This is a genomic window from Ensifer sp. ENS02 (assembly GCF_014851885.1).
In the GTDB taxonomy this organism is placed as follows: Bacteria; Pseudomonadota; Alphaproteobacteria; order Rhizobiales; family Rhizobiaceae; genus Ensifer; species Ensifer adhaerens.
Window position 1 is genome coordinate 383,244 of the sequence record NZ_JACVAO010000004.1, and the last position, 21,986, is coordinate 405,229.

16 protein-coding genes are annotated in these 21,986 nt (G+C 63.3%); 6 read left to right on the top strand and 10 right to left on the bottom strand.

Translation table 11 applies throughout. The annotated features are described in order from the left end of the window. The first annotated feature begins 311 nt into the window (after positions 1 to 311). From IB262_RS11420 to IB262_RS11435, 4 genes are all read left to right on the top strand, one after another. The gene (locus IB262_RS11420) at positions 312 to 497 is read left to right on the top strand and encodes a hypothetical protein (protein ID WP_034798488.1); all 186 of its coding nucleotides are present in this window, start codon (positions 312 to 314) and stop codon (positions 495 to 497) included. Between the two features lie 607 nt (positions 498 to 1,104). Beyond that, a complete protein-coding gene (locus IB262_RS11425) occupies positions 1,105 to 1,509 on the top strand; it encodes a DUF1236 domain-containing protein (RefSeq protein WP_060584803.1) in 405 nt (134 codons plus the stop codon). Between the two features lie 245 nt (positions 1,510 to 1,754). Continuing rightward, positions 1,755 to 2,087, top strand: a complete 333-nt coding sequence (locus tag IB262_RS11430; RefSeq protein WP_082566589.1) for a cupin domain-containing protein — start codon at positions 1,755 to 1,757, stop codon at positions 2,085 to 2,087. Between the two features lie 302 nt (positions 2,088 to 2,389). Further along, positions 2,390 to 4,438, top strand: coding sequence for a calcium-binding protein (locus tag IB262_RS11435; protein ID WP_060521875.1), 2,049 nt, complete (start codon positions 2,390 to 2,392; stop codon positions 4,436 to 4,438). An 11-nt stretch (positions 4,439 to 4,449) separates the two neighbouring features. Here the strand turns inward: IB262_RS11435 and IB262_RS11440 are convergent, their stop codons facing one another. The 3 genes from IB262_RS11440 to IB262_RS11450 are packed head-to-tail and all read right to left on the bottom strand — an operon-like array spanning position 4,450 to position 7,428. Beyond that, the gene (locus IB262_RS11440) at positions 4,450 to 5,172 is read right to left on the bottom strand and encodes an ABC transporter ATP-binding protein (RefSeq protein WP_112976622.1); all 723 of its coding nucleotides are present in this window, start codon (positions 5,170 to 5,172) and stop codon (positions 4,450 to 4,452) included. After that, positions 5,169 to 6,410, bottom strand: coding sequence for an ABC transporter permease (locus IB262_RS11445; protein WP_060584809.1), 1,242 nt, complete (start codon positions 6,408 to 6,410; stop codon positions 5,169 to 5,171). Before IB262_RS11445 ends, IB262_RS11440 begins: the two co-directional genes overlap by 4 nt. Before the next feature lie 7 nt (positions 6,411 to 6,417). Beyond that, complete coding sequence (locus IB262_RS11450; RefSeq protein ID WP_034798492.1) at positions 6,418 to 7,428, bottom strand: efflux RND transporter periplasmic adaptor subunit; 1,011 nt, start codon at positions 7,426 to 7,428, stop codon at positions 6,418 to 6,420. Between the two features lie 144 nt (positions 7,429 to 7,572). Here IB262_RS11450 and IB262_RS11455 point away from each other — a divergent pair, with 144 nt between their 5' ends. Continuing rightward, positions 7,573 to 8,259, top strand: a complete 687-nt coding sequence (locus IB262_RS11455) for a TetR/AcrR family transcriptional regulator (protein WP_112976623.1) — start codon at positions 7,573 to 7,575, stop codon at positions 8,257 to 8,259. Positions 8,260 to 8,311: 52 nt separating this feature from the next. On the opposite strand, the gene IB262_RS11460 is transcribed toward IB262_RS11455, so the two are convergent. After that, positions 8,312 to 10,048 carry a penicillin-binding protein 2 gene (locus tag IB262_RS11460; protein WP_192493565.1) on the bottom strand — a complete coding sequence of 579 codons (1,737 nt, stop codon included), beginning with the start codon at positions 10,046 to 10,048 and terminating at the stop codon, positions 8,312 to 8,314. A gap of 1 nt (position 10,049) precedes the next feature. Next, positions 10,050 to 12,506: a penicillin-binding protein 1A gene (locus tag IB262_RS11465; protein WP_192357004.1), complete on the bottom strand. Its 2,457-nt coding sequence runs from the start codon at positions 12,504 to 12,506 to the stop codon at positions 10,050 to 10,052. Between the two features lie 322 nt (positions 12,507 to 12,828). On the opposite strand from IB262_RS11465, the gene IB262_RS11470 reads away from it, so the two are divergent. Further along, a complete protein-coding gene (locus IB262_RS11470; RefSeq protein ID WP_051659435.1) occupies positions 12,829 to 13,746 on the top strand; it encodes a LysR family transcriptional regulator in 918 nt (305 codons plus the stop codon). A 132-nt stretch (positions 13,747 to 13,878) separates the two neighbouring features. Here IB262_RS11470 and IB262_RS11475 read toward each other — a convergent pair whose 3' ends face one another. The 5 genes from IB262_RS11475 to IB262_RS11495 all read right to left on the bottom strand — a co-directional run bounded on the left by IB262_RS11475 (position 13,879) and on the right by IB262_RS11495 (position 21,984). Further along, positions 13,879 to 15,426, bottom strand: a complete 1,548-nt coding sequence (locus IB262_RS11475; RefSeq protein ID WP_034798401.1) for a SpoVR family protein — start codon at positions 15,424 to 15,426, stop codon at positions 13,879 to 13,881. Between the two features lie 12 nt (positions 15,427 to 15,438). Further along, positions 15,439 to 16,761 carry a YeaH/YhbH family protein gene (locus tag IB262_RS11480; protein WP_060584813.1) on the bottom strand — a complete coding sequence of 441 codons (1,323 nt, stop codon included), beginning with the start codon at positions 16,759 to 16,761 and terminating at the stop codon, positions 15,439 to 15,441. Positions 16,762 to 16,786: 25 nt separating this feature from the next. Then, complete coding sequence (locus tag IB262_RS11485; RefSeq protein ID WP_034798403.1) at positions 16,787 to 18,736, bottom strand: PrkA family serine protein kinase; 1,950 nt, start codon at positions 18,734 to 18,736, stop codon at positions 16,787 to 16,789. A 558-nt stretch (positions 18,737 to 19,294) separates the two neighbouring features. Then, positions 19,295 to 20,986 carry an aconitase X gene (locus IB262_RS11490; protein WP_060529346.1) on the bottom strand — a complete coding sequence of 564 codons (1,692 nt, stop codon included), beginning with the start codon at positions 20,984 to 20,986 and terminating at the stop codon, positions 19,295 to 19,297. Continuing rightward, positions 20,983 to 21,984 carry a 4-hydroxyproline epimerase gene (locus IB262_RS11495; protein ID WP_060521880.1) on the bottom strand — a complete coding sequence of 334 codons (1,002 nt, stop codon included), beginning with the start codon at positions 21,982 to 21,984 and terminating at the stop codon, positions 20,983 to 20,985. Before IB262_RS11495 ends, IB262_RS11490 begins: the two co-directional genes overlap by 4 nt. Between the last annotated feature and the right edge of the window lie 2 nt (positions 21,985 to 21,986).

The following is a 21,986-nucleotide window of genomic DNA, read 5'->3' on the forward strand; positions in this document are numbered from 1 at the left end:
TGCTTCGGTGTATCGATCAAATGGTTAACAAATGGTTAATTCGGCAATGCGAAGGTTAATGAGGCGGCGCTGAGGACCGGTCGCCGGCCGCTGGAAAACAAGGAAAATCGGGTGGCCGAAAAAGCCGCTCTTTTGCCCATCGTCGCCTTGGCTTCGGCCGATCAGACCCTGCGCCCGGCGCCGAGCGACGCAGAAAGCCTCGATACGGCAAGAGCGATTCGTCCGGGCTCATGAGGGGAGTTGACATTGGAACGCTAAAATAAGAACATAACAAGAACAAAGCGGAGGTTCCCATGAGTCGGATGGAGACCATGACCCACACGGAAGAAGTGATCGAACGCGCCATGGCCGCCGTTGCGGCCGCCCGAAAGAAGCGGGAACGCGAGGCCGAATGGCGCAAGCGCACCTTCGGCCGCATCGACATGGCGCCGCCGTTGCCGCGGCTGAAGCGTGGCGGTGTCCAGCTTTCGCTTCGGCTCGACGGTTCCGCACGCTGACGAAGGAGCGGGCCGCTCAAGGCCCGGCAGCTGGATGACGGGCGAAGTGAGTCGAAGCTTCGAGAGGAATGAACATGAGGCATCGTCGAAGCATCGACCTGATGCCGCGCGAAGACGCCACCGTTGACGGGGCGACCTTGGAACTCTTGCCGGAATGGTACGTGCTCGTGGCGCAATGCGGGAAATGTCGACACCAGGGGCGGATCGATCGCCGGCTTGTTGCAAACAGGCGCGGATGGGGCGTCTCTCTCAATTCCATCGGCCCGGCGCTGAAATGCGTACGCTGCGGCAACAGGGAAGGGAACAAACTGCTTCTTGGCCGGTTGCCCCGTGACTGATGGGCGGTGCGGGCAGAAAGCGTGGCGGGGCAGATGGGTTTGCCTTGAGAGCGCACGAAGGCGTCTCAGTCACATAGAGGGTGATTCTCTGCTATTTGTACTATAGAATTGATAATGGTCGGTGCCTCTTTGAATTGTATGGCGTTGATGTCGATCATACATTGATTGTTAATGAAATTTATCAAGCGTGATGCGCTGAAATTAGCGTGGATTCGGAACAAATTATTATTCTTTTCGTTGATGTGGTGATCAAACGAAAGGATTAGATCATGAAGAAGCTTATAATCGCCGCGGCTGTTGTTTCTTTGATGGCAGGATCCGCATTTGCTGAGGATGCCAACCAGAAAGCCGGCACGGCCGCAGGCATCGTTGGCGGCGCAACCGCGGGTGCCGTCGTCGGCGGGCCGATCGGTGCCGGTGTGGGTGCCGTGGTCGGTGGCGCGCTCGGCGGAGCGCTGACGCCGCCGCCGCCGGAAGTCATCACCTATGTCGAACAGCAGCCCGCACCGCCTTCGGTCGTCGTGCAGGAGCAGGTCGTGATCGGTAAACCCATCCCGCAAGCCGTCGTCCTGACGCCCGTACCCGATAATCCGCGCTACGCCTATGCGGTCGTAAATGACCACCGCGTGATCGTCGAGCCGCAGTCGAGAACGGTGGTCCAAGTCATCAACTGACCGTAGGCGGTCTTCATACCGTAGTCTCTCAGGGAGGGGTGGCGTTCCGCGCCGCCCCTTCCTTTTGCCCAGCTATCGATAAGGCGAGGCATCAAATGCCCTTGAGCGCTCAGCGGGATCGGTCGTGTCGATTGGTTCAACCTGATAAACTGCTGGCCGGATTTCATCGGCGGGGAGCACGTCATGGGAGCTGTCGCGCATGAAGACTGGCCGATCGAGATGTGGCGCCCGGGGTTGAGACCCGCATGCTCATCTCCGCGCTCAATGGCGCTTCCGGATTGTGCCTGTTCGAACAATGGATCGCGCCCGGCGCCGGCGCGCCCACCCATAGCCATCCCGTCGAAGAGGTGCTGACGGTGGTGGCGGGGCAGGCGGAAATGTGGATCGACGACGAACGTTTCATCCTCACCAGCAATCAATCGCTGATCGTGCCGAAATTGCGTCGGCACGGGTTTGCAAATGTCGGCGGCGAAACGCTCCACATTCGCGCTGTGCTCGCATCCGCAGCCTTCGAGGCAAGCTTTGACGATGCAGCGGAAGCGACCAGGCGCTGGGCAGCCGCGCCGGTGCAGGGATAGGTCGGCACCTCCCATAAGCCACCACCCGAACTTCGGGCAAAGCCGTCGTGTCCGGCAGCGACCGGCTATCGAGGCTCTTTCCCGAAAAGCTCGCACGCGTGTTTCTCACGCCGAGGGACGCACGGCGCCGAGGATGAAAATATACGCGCGAAACAACTAATATAAATCTCGAATTATATTGCCAGTATTTCGAGTATTTATTCGGTATTGCTTTACGAGTTTATATAAATACAGTCCGCATAGAAGTGTCGATATTTCCGTGGCAAAGTATTCTTGAAAATTGTTTGAAGGGGAGTGATCGCATGGCGAGGATCGTAGGTTCCTATGGGAACGACGTTTTGAAGGGTACCGCGGAAAGCGACCGCATCTGGGGGCTTTTCGGCGCCGACACGATCGACGGCGGCGCTGGCGATGATTTCGTCAGCGGCGGCGGCGGGCGCGATACCCTGATAAGCTCGAGCGGCTACGATCGGCTCGACGGCGGTGCCGACGACGACCAGATCGTGCTGAACGGGACCGGCGGTGCGGTCACCGGAGGGGCCGGCTATGATGGTCTCGTGGTCGATTTCTCACAAACCTCCGAGCGCATGGTGTTCAACGGCGGGTCCGGCCACGGTTATGTCGGAGATCCTGCGCTCGCCGGGCGCCACGTCTTCTTCCACGATATCGAGTGGTTGCGGGTGCTTGCCGGCAGCGGCGACGACCGGATCGCCGGCACCGCCTCAGGCGACAACATCTCGACGGGCGCCGGCAACGATGTCGTCTACGCCGGTGGCGGAAACGATCTCATAACCAACAGCGGCGGTCACGATCGTCTCAATGGCGGCGCCGGCAACGACCGCTTCGTTCTCATCGGTACCGGCAGCACCGTCTCCGGCGGCAGCGGCACCGATACGCTGGCTATCGATCTCGTCGCCGCCAAAGCCCCCGTCGTCTTCAACCTGCAAAACGGCCACGGCATCATCGGTCATCAGACATCGGGCGAGCGCCATATCTTCGTCACCTATGACGGCATCGAAAAGATCGAAGTGACGACGGGAAGCGGCAACGACCGGATCCTGGGGAGTACGCTTTCCGATGTCATCCAGACCGGCGGCGGCAACGACTTCGTCGACGCGGGTGTCGGCGACGATACGATCATCGACGGGCTCGGCGCCAATCGCCTATTTGGCGGTGACGGCCGCGATCAGATCACCTCGACGCTGTATTCGGCAGAAATCGACGGTGGGGCGGGCCAGGACTGGTTATGGATCAAGGAAACGCAGCGCACGAGCGACCTGACGGTCGACTTCTCCGCCGGAGGGGCCTCGACCGGCACCGTCATTAGCGGCATCGAGGAGGCGAGCCTCATGCTCGGCAGCGGCAACGATCGGGTGATCGCCGGCGATCTGACCTATCTCGTGGTCGAGGCCGGCGCTGGAAACGATCACCTCGAGGGCGGCGCCGGAGGGGATGCGCTCTATGGCGAAGACGGCAATGATTACATTCACGGGGGTGCCGGAAACGACTCGATCGTCACGGGCGCCGGTGACGATGTGGCCTATGGCGGCGACGGAATGGACACGCTAGCCAATACCGGCGGCAGCGACGTGCTCGATGGCGGCGCCGGAGACGACTGGCTGCAGGACACCTTCCCCGGCGGTGGCAGCCTCGGTGTTGCGTCGATCCTGCGCGGCGGCGCGGGCAACGACACGATCAATGCCCGCTACGTCGGCGAGGTCGATGGCGGTGAAGGCCGGGACCTCCTGAACCTCAACTATGGCGGCCTGCCGGAGGCGATGGACTTCGACGCGGCACGGGGTGTCACCCATACCGGCCTGACGTTCACCGGTATCGAATATTTCAACGTTTCGAGCGGGGGCTACGACGACGTACTACGCGGCGGCGACGACAACGACACTTTTTACGCCTCGAGCGGCAACGATATCCTCGAGGGGCGCGGCGGGGATGACAAGCTGACGGGCGCGTCGGAAAACGACCAGCTCTTCGGCGGCGACGGGGCGGATTTCCTCGATGGAGGGTCCGAGAACGACCTATTGAGCGGCGGTAACGGCAGTGATGTGCTGACGGGTGGCCGCGGCGCGGACACCTTTTACTGGTCGTCGGAAACCTCCGGCGAGGTGGGCCTCGATCGCATTCTCGATTTCGATGGCCGGCAGGGTGACCGCATCGCCTTTTCCCACGAGGCCCAGGACACAACGGGTATTCACAGCTATGCGGATTTCCTTGCCGCAGCGCGCGACACGGCCGATGGCGTGTTCGTCTCCTTCAATGGCTCGGAAACCGAAGGCATTCTGATCGAGGATAGCTCGCTCTCGGTTCTCTCCGAAAGCGATCTCGTCTTCGGCTGAGGCCTCGTTCGTCAGGCCTCCGGAGCTGCGCCTTCGTCTTGGCGCGCGGCATTGATCGTCTCCGTGGTTAGGTGCCCATCGATGAGATGAAGGCGCCGGTCCATGCGCGCGGCCATATCCAGGTCATGAGTGACCGCGACCACGGTCTTGCCCTCTTCGCGCACCAGCGTTTCCAGGATCCTGAAGACCTGCTCGGAGCTCGTGCTGTCGAGACTGCCGGTCGGTTCGTCGGCGAGGATCAGCGGCGGGTCGTTGGCGAGTGCACGGGCGACCGCCACGCGCTGGCGCTGGCCGCCCGAGAGCTGATCGGGCCGCTTGTCGAGGTGATCGGCAAGCCCGAGTGCCGCAAGCAGCTCGCTTGCCTTCCCACGCATCTCGCTCCGGCCGAGGCGGCCGAGCTTGCGCATGGGAATTTCGACGTTCTCGCGGGCGGTAAATTCGGGCAACAGGAAGTGGAACTGGAAGACGAATCCGATATTGGCGAGCCGCGTGGCTGCCCGTTCGTTCTCGTCCATTCGCTCCGTGTCGCGACCGCGGATCATAAGCGTGCCACCCGTCGGCCGGTCGAGCAGGCCGAGCAGATAGAGGAGCGACGACTTGCCGGAACCGGAGGGGCCGGTGACAGCGACGAATTCCCGCTCGCCGATGGTGAGCGATATGTCCTTCACCAGCGTGACAGGTACGGTCTCCCTGAGGATCCGCGTCACATCCTTGGTTTCGATCAGCGTGCTCATGTCGCGCCCCGGATGATATCGACGGGATTTGCCCGGGCCGCGCGCCGCGCCGGCAGGTAGCCGGCAACCGCTGCCGATCCGAGCGCGAAAGCGGCGGCGATCAGATAGTGCAACATGCTCCAGGCGATCGGTAGCCGGGTCATCTCCTGGCCGGTGGCGGCGAGCTCGAAGCGGACGAGCGAAAGGCCATAGATCATTGCCAAGCCGAACGCCCAGCCGACAAGCGTGCCGACTGTCGCGATCGCCACGCCTTCGAGCACGAAGAGGATGCGCATGTCGGTCTCGGTGAAGCCGAGCGATTTCATGATGGCGATGTCGCGCGCCTTCTCGTGCGTGATCGTCGAGATGATGTTGAAGATACCGAAGCCGGCGACCAGCATGATCGCAGCGACGACCGTGTACATGATGACGTTGCGCACGACGAGCGCCTCGAGGATCGACTCGTTGGCCTCCTGCCAGGCGATCGCCTTGTAGCCGAGTTCCGCCTCGATACGCCGGGCGACGGTCGGGGCGGCGTTCGGATCGTCGAGCTTGATGTTGATCACGTTGATCGCGTTGGGCCGGGCTGAGAGGATCTGGGCGTTTTTCTGCAGCACATAGGCCTCGCCCTCATCGCGCGCCGTCGTGCCGGTGTGGAAGAGGCCGACGATCTTGAAGCGGCGGCTGAGCCCTTCCGAAGAGACAGCGGTGATCGTGTCGCCGATCTTGGCGCCGAGCCGGGAGGCCATGGTATCGCCGATCACCACATTGTTGCCGCCGGCGGCAAGGGCCGCGAAGCTGCCCGCCTTGAAATCTCCGATGATCGGCGAGACCCGCGGCTCCGCCTGCGGATCGATGCCGATGACGGCGGCGCCGACCTCCTGACCGGAATAGCGAAGGACGCCCTGCGCCCTGAGGGTGGCGGCAAAGCGGCCGGGGATCCAGCCGTCGAGCCAGGAGAGCGCTGCCGTTGGGTTGATGATGCCGCGGCGGTCGTCGCGTGGCCTGAGGCCGGAAATGGCTGCGGCACTAAACAGGTCTTCCGCCGGCTGGCGGCGCGCCGTGCGTTGCTCGTCGGTCACCTGCACATGGGGCATCGTGTCGACGAGCTGGCGAACGAAGTCGTCCTGGCCGCCCTGCATCAGCGCTGCCATGGCGATGGAGAAGCCGACGCCGACCGCCACGCCCAGCATCGCGACGATCGTCTGTCGGCCTCGGCCGGTGATGTGCGTCAGTGCGATGTCGAGGATGAGGCGCATGGCGGGCTCATTTCTCCGGCGAAGGGGTGGCCTTCACCCGCGTGCCATCGGCAAGACCGGTCGGGAAGGGCGAGACGACGCGCGCGTCGTCTTTGAGGCCGGAGAGGACTTCGACGCCGTCGGCGCCGCGGATGCCCGTTTTCAGTTCTCGGATCCGTGCGCGATTGCCGTCGATCACGGCGGCCTTCGCTCCTTCCAGCGCCACGGTCGGGATGATCAAGGCGCCATTGGCGACCCGCACGATGATGTTGACGTCGGTCGACATGCCGATCCGAAGCGGCGTGTCGTCGGGCAGCCGAAAGCGCACGCGATAGGTCTTCGTTACCGGATCACCCTTGGGCGTGATGCTGTCGACCGTCGCTTCCAGCTTGCGGTCGGGGAAGGCATCCGATCGGAGCAGCGCCTTCTGGCCGACTTCGACGCGCGGGATATCCTCTTCGTTGACGTCGGCGGTGACGATCAGCGGTTTCGGCTCTCCGACCCAGAAGAGCACCGTGCCGAGATCCGCGACCTCGCCGATCTCGCCGTCCTGCCTGAGTACCTGGCCGGCGCTCGGTGCGCGCAGCACATAGGTCGCGAGCCGCGCCTGGCGGCCGGCGACGAGCGCTTCGAGCTGGCCGAGTTCGCTGCGCGCCCGGTCGACTTCCTGTTCGCTGATCGTGCTGCGTTCGGCGAGCGCCAGCTTGCGCCGATATTCCTCCTGCGCCAGCGTCAGCCGCGCCTGTAGTTCGCCAAGCGCCGCCCGTGCCTCGGTGTCGTCGAGGCGGGCGAGCACGTCACCCTTGGCGACACGCTGTCCCTCGCAATTGCACTGCTCGACGATGCGCTCGGCGACCGTCGGGGTGACTTTCGCCCAGGTGCGCGGCTCCACCACGCCATCCGCATAGATGATCTCCGCCGCATCGCCGCGTTTCGGCGAAATGACGGAGACGGGAACCGGGCGAAGAAAATACCAGGCGCTTGCCGCACCGACGGCAACGACAACGGCCGCTCCGATTGCATAACGAGTGAGCCGCACGAGACGCTCCTTGAACGCTTCCAATCCGTTCTGTATAAATAGACCGACGGTCGGTTTGTTTCAAGGCTGCCGATTTCCTCGACCTTCAGGAGCGTCGTGGACCGCGCCGCAAACCCGTGCTAAGCCGCCGTCCTGGGAGCGCTCATGGTCAGAACGAAGAAATCGCCGGAAGTCCGATCGAACGAGTTGACCGATTGCGCCGAGCGCTTGTTCTTTCTGCACGGCTACGAGAATACGACGGTCAACGACGTCATCCGCGAGGCCAATCTATCCAAGGGCGCCTTCTACCACTATTTCGTCTCGAAGGAGGCCTTGCTGGAGGCGGTCGCGACCCGCCTGGCTGAGCGGAACCTGAAGGAATTGCAGCCGCTTTTCGAAGATCCGTCGCTCGATGCAGTCGGCCAGCTGAATGCGCTTTTCGCCGGCTCGCGGCGGCTGAAGCTCGACATGGCGCCGCAGCTGAAGAACAGCTTCAACGCCCTCTTCAAGCCCGAAAATGTCGCGCTCTATCATCGTATCGACGAGGCGCTGATGGCCGTCAGCCTGCCGCTGGTCGCCGAAATGCTGCGGCGTGGGCACGCGGACGGAACGCTCGATGCGCCCGATCCGGAAGCTTCCGCCCTGATGTTGCTGCAACTGCGGCTGAGTGTCGCCAAAGTGATGCACAAGGCCTTGCAGCGACAGGAGGCCGGCGACCTCGACGGCGCGGCTGCGATGCTCGACGGCTGGATGCGAACCTACGGCACCGCCATCGAGCGCTTTCTGAAGCTCCCGGATGGAACGATCGAAGTGACCGAACCGGGTTTCTCCCGCGCTTTCCTTGAAGCATAGCCGACGGTTCGGTTGCCGGCTCGCGCGTCATTGCCTGCCGCGGCGGCAGGGATCAAAGCGCTCCGTCGATCGCGCCGCTGTTGCGCTCGCCTGTGTTCGTCGGAGACGGAAAGAGCTGGGAGCCAAAGGCGCCCTGGCTGCTGATCTCGGGGAAGCTGACGTCTGCGATTTCGAAATCGGGCATGAGCGCAAGCATCGGCAAGATCCGTTCGAAAACCGCGCCGCCCAGCGGTGCTGCATTCCAGCCGGAGGTGCGGAAGCCATAGGTCTCCTTCAGACCCTTGGGCTCGTCGAGCAAAGTGAGAAGCAGATAGCGCGGATTGTCGACGGGAACGACGCCCATGAAGGATGAGATGTTCAGCTCCTTCGAGTAGCGCCCGCTGACCACCTTTTCGGCGGTGCCGGTCTTGCCGCCTATGAAATAGCCTTTGACCTCCGCCTTCTTTGCCGAGCCGGTCTTGGCGTTGAGCCGCAGCAGATAGCGCAGCGCCTCGCCGGTCTCCGGCTTGATCAGATTGCGCGCGATGATGCGTTCGTCGAGCGCCGCACCCTTGATCAGAGTTGGCCTTATAAGGCGCCCACCGTTGACGAGCGCCGCCACCGCGATGCTCGCCTGCAGCGGCGTCACGGCGATGCCGTGGCCGTAGGAGGCGGTCGCCGTTTCGATCTCGCCCCAGCGTCGCGGCAATTGTGGATGGGCGCTTTCGGGCAGTTCCGTCGTCAGCCGCGACATCTGCCCGAAGCGCGTCAGGAATGCCTGCAGGTTCTCCGGGCCGACGGATATCGCCATTTTCGCCATCGAGATGTTTGACGAATAGATGAAGGCCTCCGGCACCGTCAGCGGTCGATGCTGGCCGCGGTAGTCGTTGATGCGGAAGCGGCCGAAGGCGAGCGGCTTGCTGGCGTCGATGACGGAGCGGAGCGTGAACTGGCCGGAATCGAGCGCCATGGCCGTCGTCAGTGCCTTGAAGGTCGAGCCCATCTCGAAGGTGGCGGCGGCGATGCGGTTGATACGGTCGGGCTTCAGCGCGTCCACGGGCAGGTTCGGGTCGAAATCCGGGTAAGAAACGAGCGCCAGGATCTCGCCATTGGTGACGTCGAGCACCAAGCCGGCCCCGGCCTTGGCGCTGAACTTGGCGATCGCCTTGCGCAACTCGACCTCGAGCGCATGCTGGATGCGGATATCGAGCGTCGTGCTCACCGGCTCGAGGTTGCGATGGGAGAGATCCATTCCGCTCTGGCGAAGCACCTCCAGCCCCTGGCCCTCGATCCAGCGCTCGATGCCGGCGATGCCAATATTGTCGATATCGACCGCGCCGAGCACGTGGGCGGCAAGCGTGCCGTTGGGATAGAAGCGCTGTTTCTCGCGCTGGAAGCCGATCGCTGGAAGGCCGGCGTTCCAGACGGCCTGCTCTTCGGCCGGCGTCACTTGCCGCTTGATCCAGGCAAACGCCGCACCGCTCTTCAGCCGACGATAGAGGTCGCGCCCGTCGAGATCAGGGAAGATCGCTGTCAGTTTCTCGACTGCTTCGTCCACATCGACGATCAGTCGAGGCTCGGCGTAAAGCCCGGAACTCGGCACGTCGATCGCCAGCAGATTGCCGTTGCGGTCAAGGATCGAGGGACGGCCGAGCGACGGCGGCGGCGGTATGTAGCCGGTGCGCTCGTAGTCGGCGGCGCCGAGCTGGACGAGACGCGCGAGCATGAGGCCGAAGACGAGCGCGAAGGCGCCGATGACGAGGAGAAGGCGGCCGCGGGGATCCGGCCGGAGCTGAGCCTTGCGTGCCATCTCAATAAAGTCCGTTGCTGTTGGTAAGAAGCTTCGCCCGCTGTTCGGGCGTAAGGTCCGCATCGGCCGTGGCCGATGTGCTCGCCGTCTCGAAGCCGTCGATGACCGGGCAGCCGCCGGCGCAAGGGGCAGTGCCCGGCTTGAAGGATTCGAGAATGGCACCCGGCGTGCCCGCCGGGACCGGCTGGCCGCTCTTCCGGTCGATCGCCTCGACCATCATGCCTGTTGGCGCGTGGAAATCGGCCGCGGCCCGCCCCGCAAGAGCCACCTTCATGAAATCGATGAAAATGGGTGCGGCGAGGCCGCCGCCGGTTTCGCCGTAGCCCATGGGCTTCGGCGTGTCGTAGCCGAGGAAGACACCGGTGACGATATCGGGCGTGTAGCCGACGAACCAGACGTCCTTCTCGTCATTGGTGGTGCCGGTCTTGCCGGCGATCGGCACGCCGAGCGAGCCGACATTTCGAGCGGTGCCACGTTCGACAACGCCGCGCAGCATCGAAGTGACCTGATAGGCTGTCATCGGATCGAGCACGTAGTCGCGGTCGTCCACGGGCATGGGCTCTTCCTGGCCGGTCCAGTCGGAGGCGTTGCAAGCGTCGCACTTGCGCTGGTCGTGGCGAAAGATCGTGCGGCCGTAACGATCCTGGACGCGATCGACCATCGAAGGCGTGACGGCCCTGCCGCCATTGGCGATGACCGCATAGGCCGAGACCAGCCTGAGCAGCGTCGTTTCGCCGGCGCCGAGCGACATCGGCAGGTAAGGCTTCAGCTCGTCATAGATGCCGAAACGCTTGCCGTAGTCGGCGACCAGATCCATGCCGAGATGGCGGGCAAGGCGCACGGTCATCAGGTTGCGGCTGTTTTCGAGCCCGACGCGCAGCGTCGATGGACCGCTGAAGCGACCGTCGTAGTTCTTCGGTTTCCACATTCGCCCGGCGCCGTCGGCAAGGGCGATCGGCGCATCCATCACCAGCGTCGTCGGCGCATAGCCGTTGTCGAGGGCGGCGGCATAGACGAAGGGCTTGAACGACGAGCCCGGCTGGCGATAGGCCTGGGTTGCGCGGTTGAATTCCGACTGGGCATAGGAAAAACCACCGGCGACCGCCAGCACCCGGCCGGTGTTCGGATCCATGGAAACGAGCGCGCCCTGCACGAGCGGCGGCTGCCGGAGCAAGTAGCGGTCGCCCGCCTTTTCCACATAGACGACGTCGCCGGGCGCCAGAGCCCCGTCGGGTCCCGCGGCGCAGCCCCGCTTTGCCTTGGCCGAGCGGCAGAGCGCCCAGGCCATGCCCGCCCGGCCAAGGCGGATCGTCTCGTTGGTGCCAAGAGCACCGCTTCGTTCCGCGACCGTCGGCCTTAGCCCGATCTCTGCTCCATCCTTGTCGGTCGCCAGCACCACGCCGAGCCGCCATTCCGGCACGTCGGCGAGCGGCTGGAGCCTGGCAAGCGCCGGCGCCCAGTTTCCAGTCGAAGGGAGCCTGGCGACGGGGCCGCGGTAGCCCTTTGCCTGGTCATAGGCGACGAGGCCTTTGCGCAACGCCGTCATGGCGGCGACCTGCAATCGCGGATCGAGCGTCGTGCGCACGGAGAAGCCGGCCGTATAAAGGGCAGCATCGCCGTATCGGGCGTTGAGCTGGCGGCGGACGTCCTCGGTGAAATAGTCGGAACTGGCGACCGCGGGCGATTGTTGGCGTTGCCTGACGCCGAGCGAGGAAGCGGATGCCTTTGCGGCGGCGGCGGTGTCGATGACGCCGTTCTGCCGCATCTGGTCGATCACCCAGTTGCGGCGGCCGGTTGCCCGCTCCGCCTGGCGGTCCGGGTCGTAATTGTTGGGCGCCTTCGGCAGGGCTGCGAGGAAGGCTGCCTCCGCGACCGAGAGCTCGCTGACCGGCTTGTCGAAATAGGTGAGCGCTGCCTGCGCCACGCCATAGGCACCGCGCCCGAGATAGATGTCGTTGAGATAGAGTTCGAGGATGCGGTCCTTGGAATAGGTCTGGTCGATCCGCAGCGAAAGGATCGCCTCGCGCAGCTTGCGCTCCACAGTCCGGTCCGACGTCAGCAGGAAATTCTTGGCGATCTGCTGCGTGATCGTCGAGCCGCCGATCATGCGGCGACCGGAGCCGTAGTTGGCGAGATTGGCAAAGAGCGCCGTGCCGATGCTCGCAACGTCGATGCCGGGATGGGTGTAGAAGTTCTTGTCCTCGGCGGAGAGGAACGCCTGGCGCACGCGTGCGGGGATGGTGGCGATGGGCAGGAACAGCCGGCGTTCCCGCGCGAGCTCCGCGACCATCGTGCCGTCGGCGGCATAGAGGCGGCTGGTCACCGCCGGCTCCCAGTTGGCGAGCGTGCGGTGATCGGGCAGGTGTCGCGTCAGGGCTGCGACGAGCGAGGCGGCGGCCAGCGCGACGACGACAGTAAGATTGAGGCATGTGCCGAGCAGATTTACGAGGAGCTTCATAACGGGCAGAGCGGACCTTCATGGCAGCAGGCAGCGTCGCCGACACAGGTGTTCGTGTGGCGGGCAGCGCATGCGGAGCGGAGTATTGGGATGCGCCTACGTCCGCGGACGTTGGCTCGGTGACGGTGCCTGCGGCCGCTAGGGCCAAATGAAACGGCGCATGGATCAGGTCTCCGAAAGCGGTGCGGCTGACCGCGCCTTTCCTGAGTTGGCGACTTCCGGGCAACGGCACGCACCGCCGATAAAGTTCACCGTAGAGGGATTGTGCTTACGCAACAAACCACGTTTATTTGCGAGACCCATTAGGTGAGTTAGGGCATTCATGGTCAGGCCATATCTTCCGCTCAATGCGCTGCGCGCTTTCGAAGCCTCAGCGCGGCATCTGAGCTTTACGCGCGCGGCAATCGAGCTCTGCGTTACGCAAGCCGCGGTCAGCCATCAGGTCAAGCTTCTCGAAAACCGCCTGAACGTGACCCTGTTCAAGCGGCTGCCGCGCGGACTGATGATCACGGCGGAGGGCGAGGCGTTGCTGCCGGTTCTGCGCGATAGCTTCGACCGGATGGCGGACATGCTCGACCGCTTCGAGGCGGGGCATATTCGCGAAGTGCTGATGATCGGCGCCGTCGGCACGTTTGCGGTCGGTTGGCTGCTGCCGCGGCTCGCGGATTTCCAGGCGAAATATCCCTTTGTCGACGTTCGCCTCTCCACCAACAACAACCGCGTCGACATGGCGGCCGAGGGGCTGGATTTCGCTATCCGCTTCGGCGGCGGCTCCTGGCACAATATCGAGGCGACGCGGCTCTTCGAGGCGCCGCTATCCGTGCTTTGCATCCCCGAGATCGCCGAGCGGCTGAAGACGCCGGCCGATCTGCTCGACGAAACGCTGCTCCGGTCCTATCGGGCCGACGAGTGGGTGACCTGGTTCGATGCAGCCGGCATCGCCTATCCGGCGCCCCTGCTCAAGGGCATCGTCTTCGATAGTTCGCTGGCGATGATGGAGGCAGCGGCCCAGGGGATCGGCGTGGCGCTGGCGCCACCACTGATGTTCTCGCGGCTGCTGTCGAACGGCACGATGCGCCAGCCCTTCGACGTTCACACCTCGATGGGAAGCTACTGGCTGACGCGGCTGAAATCGCGTCCCGTCACGCCGGCGATGACCGCCTTCCACGATTGGCTCGCTGCGGCGGCCGAGCAGGAGGCAGCGGCCTTGCCGGCCACGCCCGACGTTATCGCAGGCTGAACGTCCGCCACAGGGCCGTGCAGCGCAAGCTGCGCCTCAACCGGGTCCCGCGGCGGCGCGTCTTGATAACCAAATAATTCTAATGCCTGCCACCAATTCTAATGATGGCCACGACCCACGGCTTTTATCCGTTCACTCGGACGATTTTGCCGTCGAGCACTCGTACACCGTGCGCCCGCTTTGGGCATCGACGCCGGCGAGGCTCACCTCATAGCCCCAGAGATGGCGGATATGGCGCATCGTCGCGTCGCGGCTGCCCTCGTCGAGTAGGATACCGTGCTTGACATTGTGCTGTAGCCGCAATTGCCGGTCACCGAGCAGATCGACGTCCATCACCTGGATGTCCGGCTGGTTGGCAGCAACGTCGTAGCTGTTGGCGAGCGCCGAACGGACCGCGGAATAGCCGCGCTCGTTGTGGATCGAGGCAACTTCGACGAAACGATCCGACGAGCGATCGGAGAGCTGGAACAGCCGGAACTTGCGCATCACCGCCGGGCTCAGATACTGCAGGATGAAGGACTCGTCGCGATGGTTCGCCCAGGCGTCACGCAGCGTTTCCATCCAGTCGCCGTTGCCGGCGAAAGACGGGAACCAGTCGCGGTCTTCCTCCGTCGGTTCGGTGGCAATCCGCTGGATATCCTGCATCATCGCAAAGCCGAGCGCGTAGGGGTTGATGCCCGGGTAGCGCCGGTCGTTGAAATCCGGCTGGAACACGACGTTGGAATGGCTCTGCAACAGTTCCAGCATGTGACCTTCGCCAATCCTGCCCTGGTCGTAGAGGCGGTTGATGATGGTGTAATGCACGAAGGTGGCGCAGCCCTCATTCATGACCTTCGTCTGGCGCTGCGGTGAAAAATATTGCGCGATGACACGCACGATCCTGAGCAGCTCGCGCTGCCAGGGCTCCAGGATCAGGCTGTGTTTTTCGAGGAAATAGAGCAGGTTTTCCTCCGGCAGGTTGAGCACCTTCTTGCGCTCCGAAGCGTCGCGCTCGGCCTCGGCCGGATCACGGCTCTCGGCGACCTGCGGCAGGGTCCGCCAGAGGTCGCTATAGGTCTGCTCCTCATATTCCAGCCGCTCGCGCGCCCTTTCGCGCACCTTTTCAGAGGAGAGGCGTGGCGGGCGGCGGTAGCGGAAGACGCCCTGGTCCATCAGCGCATGGGCGGAATCGAGAATGGCTTCAACGGCGGCAGTGCCGTGCCGCTCCTCGCATTTGGTCACGTATTTCTTGGCGAAATCCATATAGCTCAGGATCGCGCCGGCATCGGTCCACTGGCGAAAGAGATAGTTGTTCTTGAAGAAGTGGTTATGGCCGAAAGCGGCATGCGCGGTCACCAGCGCCTGCATCGCCATGGTGTTTTCTTCCATGAGATAGGTGATGCAGGGATTGGAATTGATCACCAGCTCATAGGCAAGACCGCGGTGGCCCTTACGGTAGTGATGCTCCTCATAGGCAAAGCGCTTGCCGAAGGACCAGTGCTGGTACATGAGCGGCATGCCGACCGAGGAATAGGCGTCGAGCATCTGTTCGGAGGTGATGATCTCCAACTGGTTCGGGTAGACGCTGAGGCCCATTTCTTCGAGCGCGACCTGCTCGATCGCGTCGTAAGCACGCGACAGCGTCGCAAAATTCCAGTCGGACCCCTGGAACAGGAGACCTGAGGTCGTGCGTCGTGCCATCCGGTCTCCCCCTCACTTCCGGGTGCGTGCGGCCGGCTGCCGGGCAAAAAGCCTGCGGAAGACCGGGTAGATGTCGGCGGGCTTGGCGATCCGGGTCATCTGGAAATTCGACTTCTCGCCGTCCACCGTGCGATAGGCGCGCCAGAGCGCGGTGCCGTTGTCTGTCGAGCCGAAGATTTCCGTCTCGCGCTCGTCGATGATCTCGACATAGGCATAGTACTGGCAGAGCTTCGTGAGTTTTTCCCGCAGCAGTGCCGCACAATGTTCGCTGTCGCCGATGATGTTGTCGCCGTCGGAGGCCTGGGCCGCATAGATGTTCCAGATCTGCGAGGGGTAGCGGTCCTCGACGATCCTGATCATCTCTTCGAGCGCGGTCGATACGATCGTGCCGCCGCTCTGGGTGCTGTAGAAGAAGGTCTCCTCGTCGACTTCGCGCGCCTCGTCCGTATGGCGGATGAAGACGATGTCGATGCGTTCGTAGCGCCGTTTCAAAAACAGGTGCAGAAGCACGAAGAAGCGTTTGGCGAGGTCCTTCTCGCGCTCGCCCATCGAGGCCGAGACGTCCATCAGGCAGAACATCACGGCGTTGGCGTTCGGCAGCGGCTGCTGCTCAAAGCGGTTGAAGCGGATGTCGACCGGATCGACGTAAGGGATGCGCCGCCGCTTCTTCTCGATCCTTTCCAGCTCGACCCGCAGTTCCTTGAGCCTCTGTCGGCTCTTCGCCGTCGGCTCCGGTTCCACTTCCAGTTGCGCGATCTCGTCGGTAACCGCGGTCAGTTCCTTCTCCTTCGGCCGGTGCAGCGCCAGGCGCCGGCCAAAACTGTTGCGCATCGTGCGCCCGACATTGATGTTCGTCGGCGTTCCCGCCGTGGCGAAGCCGGCGCGGCGGGGCTTGAAGGTGACCGTTTCCTTGAGGCTGAGCTTGACCATGTCGGGGAGCTCCAGATCCTCGAAAAAGAGGTCCAGTACTTCCTCGCGCGACAGGATGAACTGGAAATCATCGTCGCTTTCGCCGGTTCCGGGCTTGCCCTTGCCGCCGCCGCCACCGCCGCCCGCTTCCGGTTTCGGCAGGCGGTCGCCTGCCGAAAACTCCTTGTTGCCGGGCAGCACGTAGTTGCGTTCGCCGGAGCCGCGGGACGGCTGGAACGTGGGCTCGCTGGCGCCATCAGTCGGCATCGGCACGCCATGCGCGGCGTCGACGTCGATGATCCTGTCCGACTTGACCTGATCCTTGATGACCCGCTTGAGCTCTTCGCGGGCCCGCTTCAGAAAGCGTTGTCGATTGCCGAGGCTCTTATCCTTCGGATTGAGCCGCCGGTCGATGAAATTCGGCATATACCAATCCCCTGCTTCGGCATCGTCAGCCCGCCTTGTTGACCCGCATATACCAATCGACCAGCCGCCGGACCTGACGCTCCGTATAGCCGCGTTCCGTCATGCGTTGGACGAACTCGGCGTGTTGCTTCTCGGATGCGCTGTCCTTCTTCGAGCCGAAGCTGATGACCGGAAGCAGGTCTTCGACCTGGCCGAACATGCGCTTCTCGATCACGTCGCGAAGCTTTTCGTAGCTCGTCCAGGAGGGGTTGCGCCCATGGTTCTTGGCGCGGGCGCGCAGGGTGAACTTGACGACCTCGTTGCGGAAGTCCTTGGGATTGGCGATGCCGGCCGGCTTTTCGATCTGCGACAGTTCGCTGTCGAGGATCTCCCGGTTGAGGATTTGTCCGGTATCCGGGTCCTTGAAGTCCTGATCTTCGAGCCAGGCGTCGGCATAGGCGATGTAACGGTCGAACAGGTTCTGGCCGTATTCGCTGTAGGATTCGAGATAGGCCTTCTGGATTTCGTGGCCGATGAATTCGGCATAGCGCGATGCCAGCTCGGACTTGATGAAGTCGAGGTAGCTCGCTTCCGTCTCCTTCGGGAACTGTTCGCGGCGGATCGCCTGTTCCAGAATGTACATGAGGTGCACGGGATCGGCCGCGACCTCCTTGGTGTCGTAGTTGAAGGTTTCCGACAGAACCTTGAAGGCAAAGCGGGTGCTGATGCCAGTCATACCCTCGTCGACGCCGGCCGCGTCGCGATATTCCTGAACGGACTTCGCCTTGGGATCGGTGTCCTTCAGGTTTTCGCCGTCATAGACCCGCATCTTGGTGTAGAGCGGCGAGTTCTCGTGACGGGCAAGGCGGGTGGAGACGGTGAAGCGGCTGAGGCTTTCCAGCACTTCCGGCGCGCAGGGGCTCTTGGTCAGTTCGCTTTCGCGCAGCAGCTTCTCGTAGATCTGCCGCTCTTCGGTGACGCGCAGGCAGTAAGGCACCTTCACCACGAGGATGCGGTCGAGGAAGGCCTCGTTGTTCTTGTTGTTCTTGAACTGCAGCCATTCGGACTCGTTCGAGTGCGCAACAACGATGCCCTGATAGGGGAAGCCCCCGAAGCTTTCGGTGCCGTTGTAGTTGCCTTCCTGGGTTGCGGTCAAAAGCGGATGCAGCACCTTGATCGGCGCCTTGAACATCTCGACGAATTCGAGCAAGCCTTGCGTCGTGCGGTTGAGGCCGCCGCTATAGGAATAGGCATCGGGATCGGCCTGGCTGTAGTTTTCGAGCTGGCGGATGTCGACCTTGCCGACCAGCGAGGAAACGTCCTGATTGTTCTCGTCTCCGGGCTCGGTCTTGGCGATAGCCACCTGGCGCAGGCGCGACGGCATCAGCTTGACGACGCTGAATTTGGAGATGTCACCATCGACTTCGTCGAGGCGCTTCGTCGCCCAGGGTGAGATCAAGCCGGTCAGCCGGCGTCGGCCGATGCCGTATTTGTCTTCGAGCAGGTCGGCCATGCGGTCGGGATGGAAGAGGCCAAGCGGTGATTCAAAGACGGGACTGACCTTGCCGCCGACCGCCAGCGTGTAGATCGGCTGAAGTTCCATCAATTTTTTCAGCCGCTCGGCGAGCGACGACTTGCCGCCGCCGACCGGGCCGAGCAGGTAGAGGATCTGCTTGCGCTCCTCCAGCCCCTGCGCGGCATAGCGGAAGTAGCCGACGATGCGCTCGATCGTATCTTCCATGCCGTAGAAGTCGGCGAAGGATGGATAGATCTTGACGGTCCGGTTTGAGAAGATGCGGCCGAGACGTTCGTCCGCGCTGGTATCGATGAGGGTTGGATTACCTATGGCTGTAACCATCCGCTCCTGTGCGGTGGCATACATGCTTTTGTCGTCGCGACATGCCAGAAGGTATTCCTGAAGACTGATTTCTTCTTGCGCTGCACTTGTATAGATCTCCGAGAAGAGATCAAAGACGTCGCATTCGCTCTTTTGCATCATGCTCTCCCGCGGCCGCTGGCTGAGACGGGGATCGCTGCTTATCGGCTCGCTCATTCGAATAAACGGCGTCCCATGCGCAATGTTCCTTCAGAGTACTCGCTTTCTCGTGATTCTCGAAGGGGTTGTTTCAATGAATGAAAAATCGTGACTGTGGCATCACGAAAACCTGATCGAAGCGGTGGTTATAAGGCGTTGAACGCAGGGCGTGCGCGATTGGCGCCGCATGCGCCCAGGCGTTTTCTGTGCGAGCGCCATGTTCGGTTGCGTCAGCCGCCGCCGGGTCCGCCGAGGTGGTGGAAAAGAAGGGCCAGAACCGCGTCTCGCATGGTCGCTGTCTCGACATGGCCGATGCCCGGCGCTGCAACCAAAGATAAGTCGTCTTCGACGGCGGCCGCCCGATAGGCAGCCTGCGTCTCGTCACAGGTGCGCTCCACCGCTTGAGGCGGCGTCAGGGAATCATCGAGCCCCACGCAGATCAGTTGGGGTCGGGAGGCGACGAGCTCGGCGCCTCGACAGCGCCGCCACGCGGCGACGCCGGAGAGAAGGAACGAGCCTTTAGGCGAGCCAGGCTGGCAGGCGCACCGAAACGCGGCCGGTGAGCGCCGCCTCGACGCAGTCGGCGAGGTTGCTGAAGCGCACGGCGCGGCCGGAAAGACCGGGACCGTAATGGGCGTATTTACCGGAATTGGTCATCAGCGCCCGGGTCTTGGTCGGAAAGACCGGTTCGGAGATCGAGCACCAGCAAATATCCGGCAGGACCTGGATGCCGCTCTCTTCAAGGCGGGCAAGCAGACCTTCGTCCCGTGCTGCGGCTATCGCGTCTCGCCCGGCGGTGACGATCACGGCGACGTTGCTATCGCGCTTGCGGCCGTCGAAGGCTGTGGCCAGCGCGCGGCACTCCTCGAGCGACGCATGCGGGCTGCCGATGGCGACAAGCTCGACCTCCGCCGGACCGTCGTTCAGGAGCGACCAGGCCGCGGCCATGTCGGCGCGCGTGATCGTCGTGTGGTCGGCATCCTTGGCGGCGGCACCTTCCGCTTCCGGGGTCACGCCCTCCACATGCAGCATCGGGGATGCGGACGTGGTGCCGAAGGCGGCGCAAAGCGCCTTGAGGTCGTCGCGCGAGGGCTTTGCCGATGCAAGACCACGCAAAAGCGGGATGCGGTCGGGTGCTGCCTTGCCGGCGAGATAACCGATCAGCGGCCAGAAGGCATCGTCGATATTCTCAGGCAGTTCCACGTCGATGACGCGCGTCGCCTTGCGCGGCGCGTCGAGATAGACGCCCGAGAGCGGTGCACGACCGGTGAGCGCAATGCAGAGATCGAGAAAGTCGGGGTGTTTGGCCGTGCGCGCGCCGAGCACCGTGTTGGCGAATATGACGGCGTTCGATTCCGCCCAGGCGATGGCTTCGCCGGATTTCGGCGCGCTGTCGAGCAGATAGGGCGAGCAGGTGAAGGTCGGGCGGCAGCCCATGCGCACATAGGCGTCGGCAAGCCTTGCTGCCGGATCGCCGAAGCTCTCCGGCACGCCCTGCGCCTGCCAGTTGGCACGGTCGACCGAGATCGCGTTCATGGTCGTCGGTACGCGAACCTTGGCCCCCATGTCCGCCATCTTCTCGGCGAAGGTGAGGTTTGCCGGGCTCGCATAGATGCAGCCGTCGATATGGCCCTGGACCACGTCGATGAGCTTTTCCGCACCCTGCTGCGCCGCCATCGCCGCGATGATGCGCATCGCCTGTTGCACGGCGATGCCGTCACGACCGTCGAGCATGGCGCGATCGTCGTCGGTGAGATCAAGCGCCGTCATTGCCGGCGGAGCGACCGGAATTGTCAGGCCATCGGCTTCGATTGCCGTATCGCTGATGCGCGCGGTCTTTGCTTGCGCCAGCGCCTTGAAGGCGTCGCGCGAAAGCCGAAGCACCGGCAGGGATTTTCCGAACATTTCGGCCGCGATCAGCGCGCCGAGCGTCAGCACGTCTTCCGCTTCCGAGAAGACCAGGGCCGCCGGCGCACGGCCGGTCAGCGCCATGTCGAGCAGCACGCCCGAACCGGTGCAGGAGCCGCGGCTCGACGGCATCATCAGGATGCCGTCGGTCAGACAGAGGCCGTGCAGCGGATGGTGCACGTCGATCACCCGACCCGTTGCCGGATCGACCCCGCCCCAGAAGCTCAGCGCCTCCTCCGTGGCGATGATGGGGCCATCGGCGGAGCCGGAAAGAATGCTGCGGGCGGAGATCGATTGGGTCATTTTACGACAAATCCATGAGCAAAGGGGTCGCGGTCATCGATGAAGATAGTGTTGATGCCGGTCATGCGGGCCCAGCCGGCAATCGACGGGATGATGGCGTCGCGGTCGGCGACCTTGGTCGCCGCCTCGACACGGCCCTTGAACAGCGAACCGATGATCGATTCATGCACGAACTCGTCACCGACCTTGAGCTTGCCCTTGGCGGCAAGCTGGGCCATGCGCGCCGACGTGCCGGTGCCGCAGGGCGAGCGGTCGATCGCCTTTTCGCCGTAAAAGACGGCGTTGCGCGCATGCGCTTCTGCCTGTGTTGGCTTGCCGGTCCACTGGATGTGGCTGAGGCCCTTGATTTCCGGGTGCTCCGGATGCACGAACTCGTATTTGGCGTTGAGCGCCGCGCGGAGCTTCGGGCTCCAGCCGACAAGTTCTCCGGCCGTATGGTCGGCCATGTCGCGAAAATTCTTCTGCGGTTCGACGATGGCGTAGAAGTTGCCGCCATAGGCGACGTCGACGACGATCTCGCCAAGACCCTCGACTTCAGCCGTCAGCCCCTCGGCGTAGAGGAAGCCCGGAACGTTGGTGAGGCGCACTTCCTCGACGAAGCGGCCTTCCTGGCGATAGGTGATGTCGACCTTGCCGGCCGGCGCGTCGATTGAAAGCTTGCCCGGTTCGCGCGGCGTGATCAGGCCGTTTTCGATCGCCATGGTGATGGTGCCGATCGTGCCGTGGCCGCACATTGGCAGGCAGCCCGACGTTTCGATGAAGAGCACGGCGACATCGCAGTCGGCCCGGGTCGGCGGATAGAGGATAGAGCCCGACATCATGTCGTGGCCGCGCGGCTCGAACATCAGGCCAGTGCGGATCCAGTCGAACTCGCGCAGGAAATGGGCCCGCTTCTCCAGCATGTTGGCGCCTTCGAGTCGTGGCCCGCCGCCGGAAACGAGGCGGACCGGATTGCCGCAGGTGTGGCCGTCGATGCAGGAGAAGGTGTGGTTGGCCATGG

Excerpts from the sequence above, each read along its gene's own strand:
- IB262_RS11420 (WP_034798488.1), top strand. The coding sequence starts at position 312 with ATGACCCACACGGAAGAAGTGATCGAACGCGCCATGGCCGCCGTTGCG.
- IB262_RS11425 (WP_060584803.1), top strand. The coding sequence starts at position 1,105 with ATGAAGAAGCTTATAATCGCCGCGGCTGTTGTTTCTTTGATGGCAGGA.
- IB262_RS11430 (WP_082566589.1), top strand. The coding sequence starts at position 1,755 with ATGCTCATCTCCGCGCTCAATGGCGCTTCCGGATTGTGCCTGTTCGAA.
- IB262_RS11435 (WP_060521875.1), top strand. The coding sequence starts at position 2,390 with ATGGCGAGGATCGTAGGTTCCTATGGGAACGACGTTTTGAAGGGTACC.
- IB262_RS11440 (WP_112976622.1), bottom strand. The coding sequence starts at position 5,172 with ATGAGCACGCTGATCGAAACCAAGGATGTGACGCGGATCCTCAGGGAG.
- IB262_RS11445 (WP_060584809.1), bottom strand. The coding sequence starts at position 6,410 with ATGCGCCTCATCCTCGACATCGCACTGACGCACATCACCGGCCGAGGC.
- IB262_RS11455 (WP_112976623.1), top strand. The coding sequence starts at position 7,573 with ATGGTCAGAACGAAGAAATCGCCGGAAGTCCGATCGAACGAGTTGACC.
- IB262_RS11460 (WP_192493565.1), bottom strand. The coding sequence starts at position 10,048 with ATGGCACGCAAGGCTCAGCTCCGGCCGGATCCCCGCGGCCGCCTTCTC.
- IB262_RS11465 (WP_192357004.1), bottom strand. The coding sequence starts at position 12,506 with ATGAAGCTCCTCGTAAATCTGCTCGGCACATGCCTCAATCTTACTGTC.
- IB262_RS11470 (WP_051659435.1), top strand. The coding sequence starts at position 12,829 with ATGGTCAGGCCATATCTTCCGCTCAATGCGCTGCGCGCTTTCGAAGCC.
- IB262_RS11475 (WP_034798401.1), bottom strand. The coding sequence starts at position 15,426 with ATGGCACGACGCACGACCTCAGGTCTCCTGTTCCAGGGGTCCGACTGG.
- IB262_RS11480 (WP_060584813.1), bottom strand. The coding sequence starts at position 16,761 with ATGCCGAATTTCATCGACCGGCGGCTCAATCCGAAGGATAAGAGCCTC.
- IB262_RS11485 (WP_034798403.1), bottom strand. The coding sequence starts at position 18,736 with ATGCAAAAGAGCGAATGCGACGTCTTTGATCTCTTCTCGGAGATCTAT.
- IB262_RS11490 (WP_060529346.1), bottom strand. The coding sequence starts at position 20,986 with ATGACCCAATCGATCTCCGCCCGCAGCATTCTTTCCGGCTCCGCCGAT.
- IB262_RS11495 (WP_060521880.1), bottom strand. The coding sequence starts at position 21,984 with ATGGCCAACCACACCTTCTCCTGCATCGACGGCCACACCTGCGGCAAT.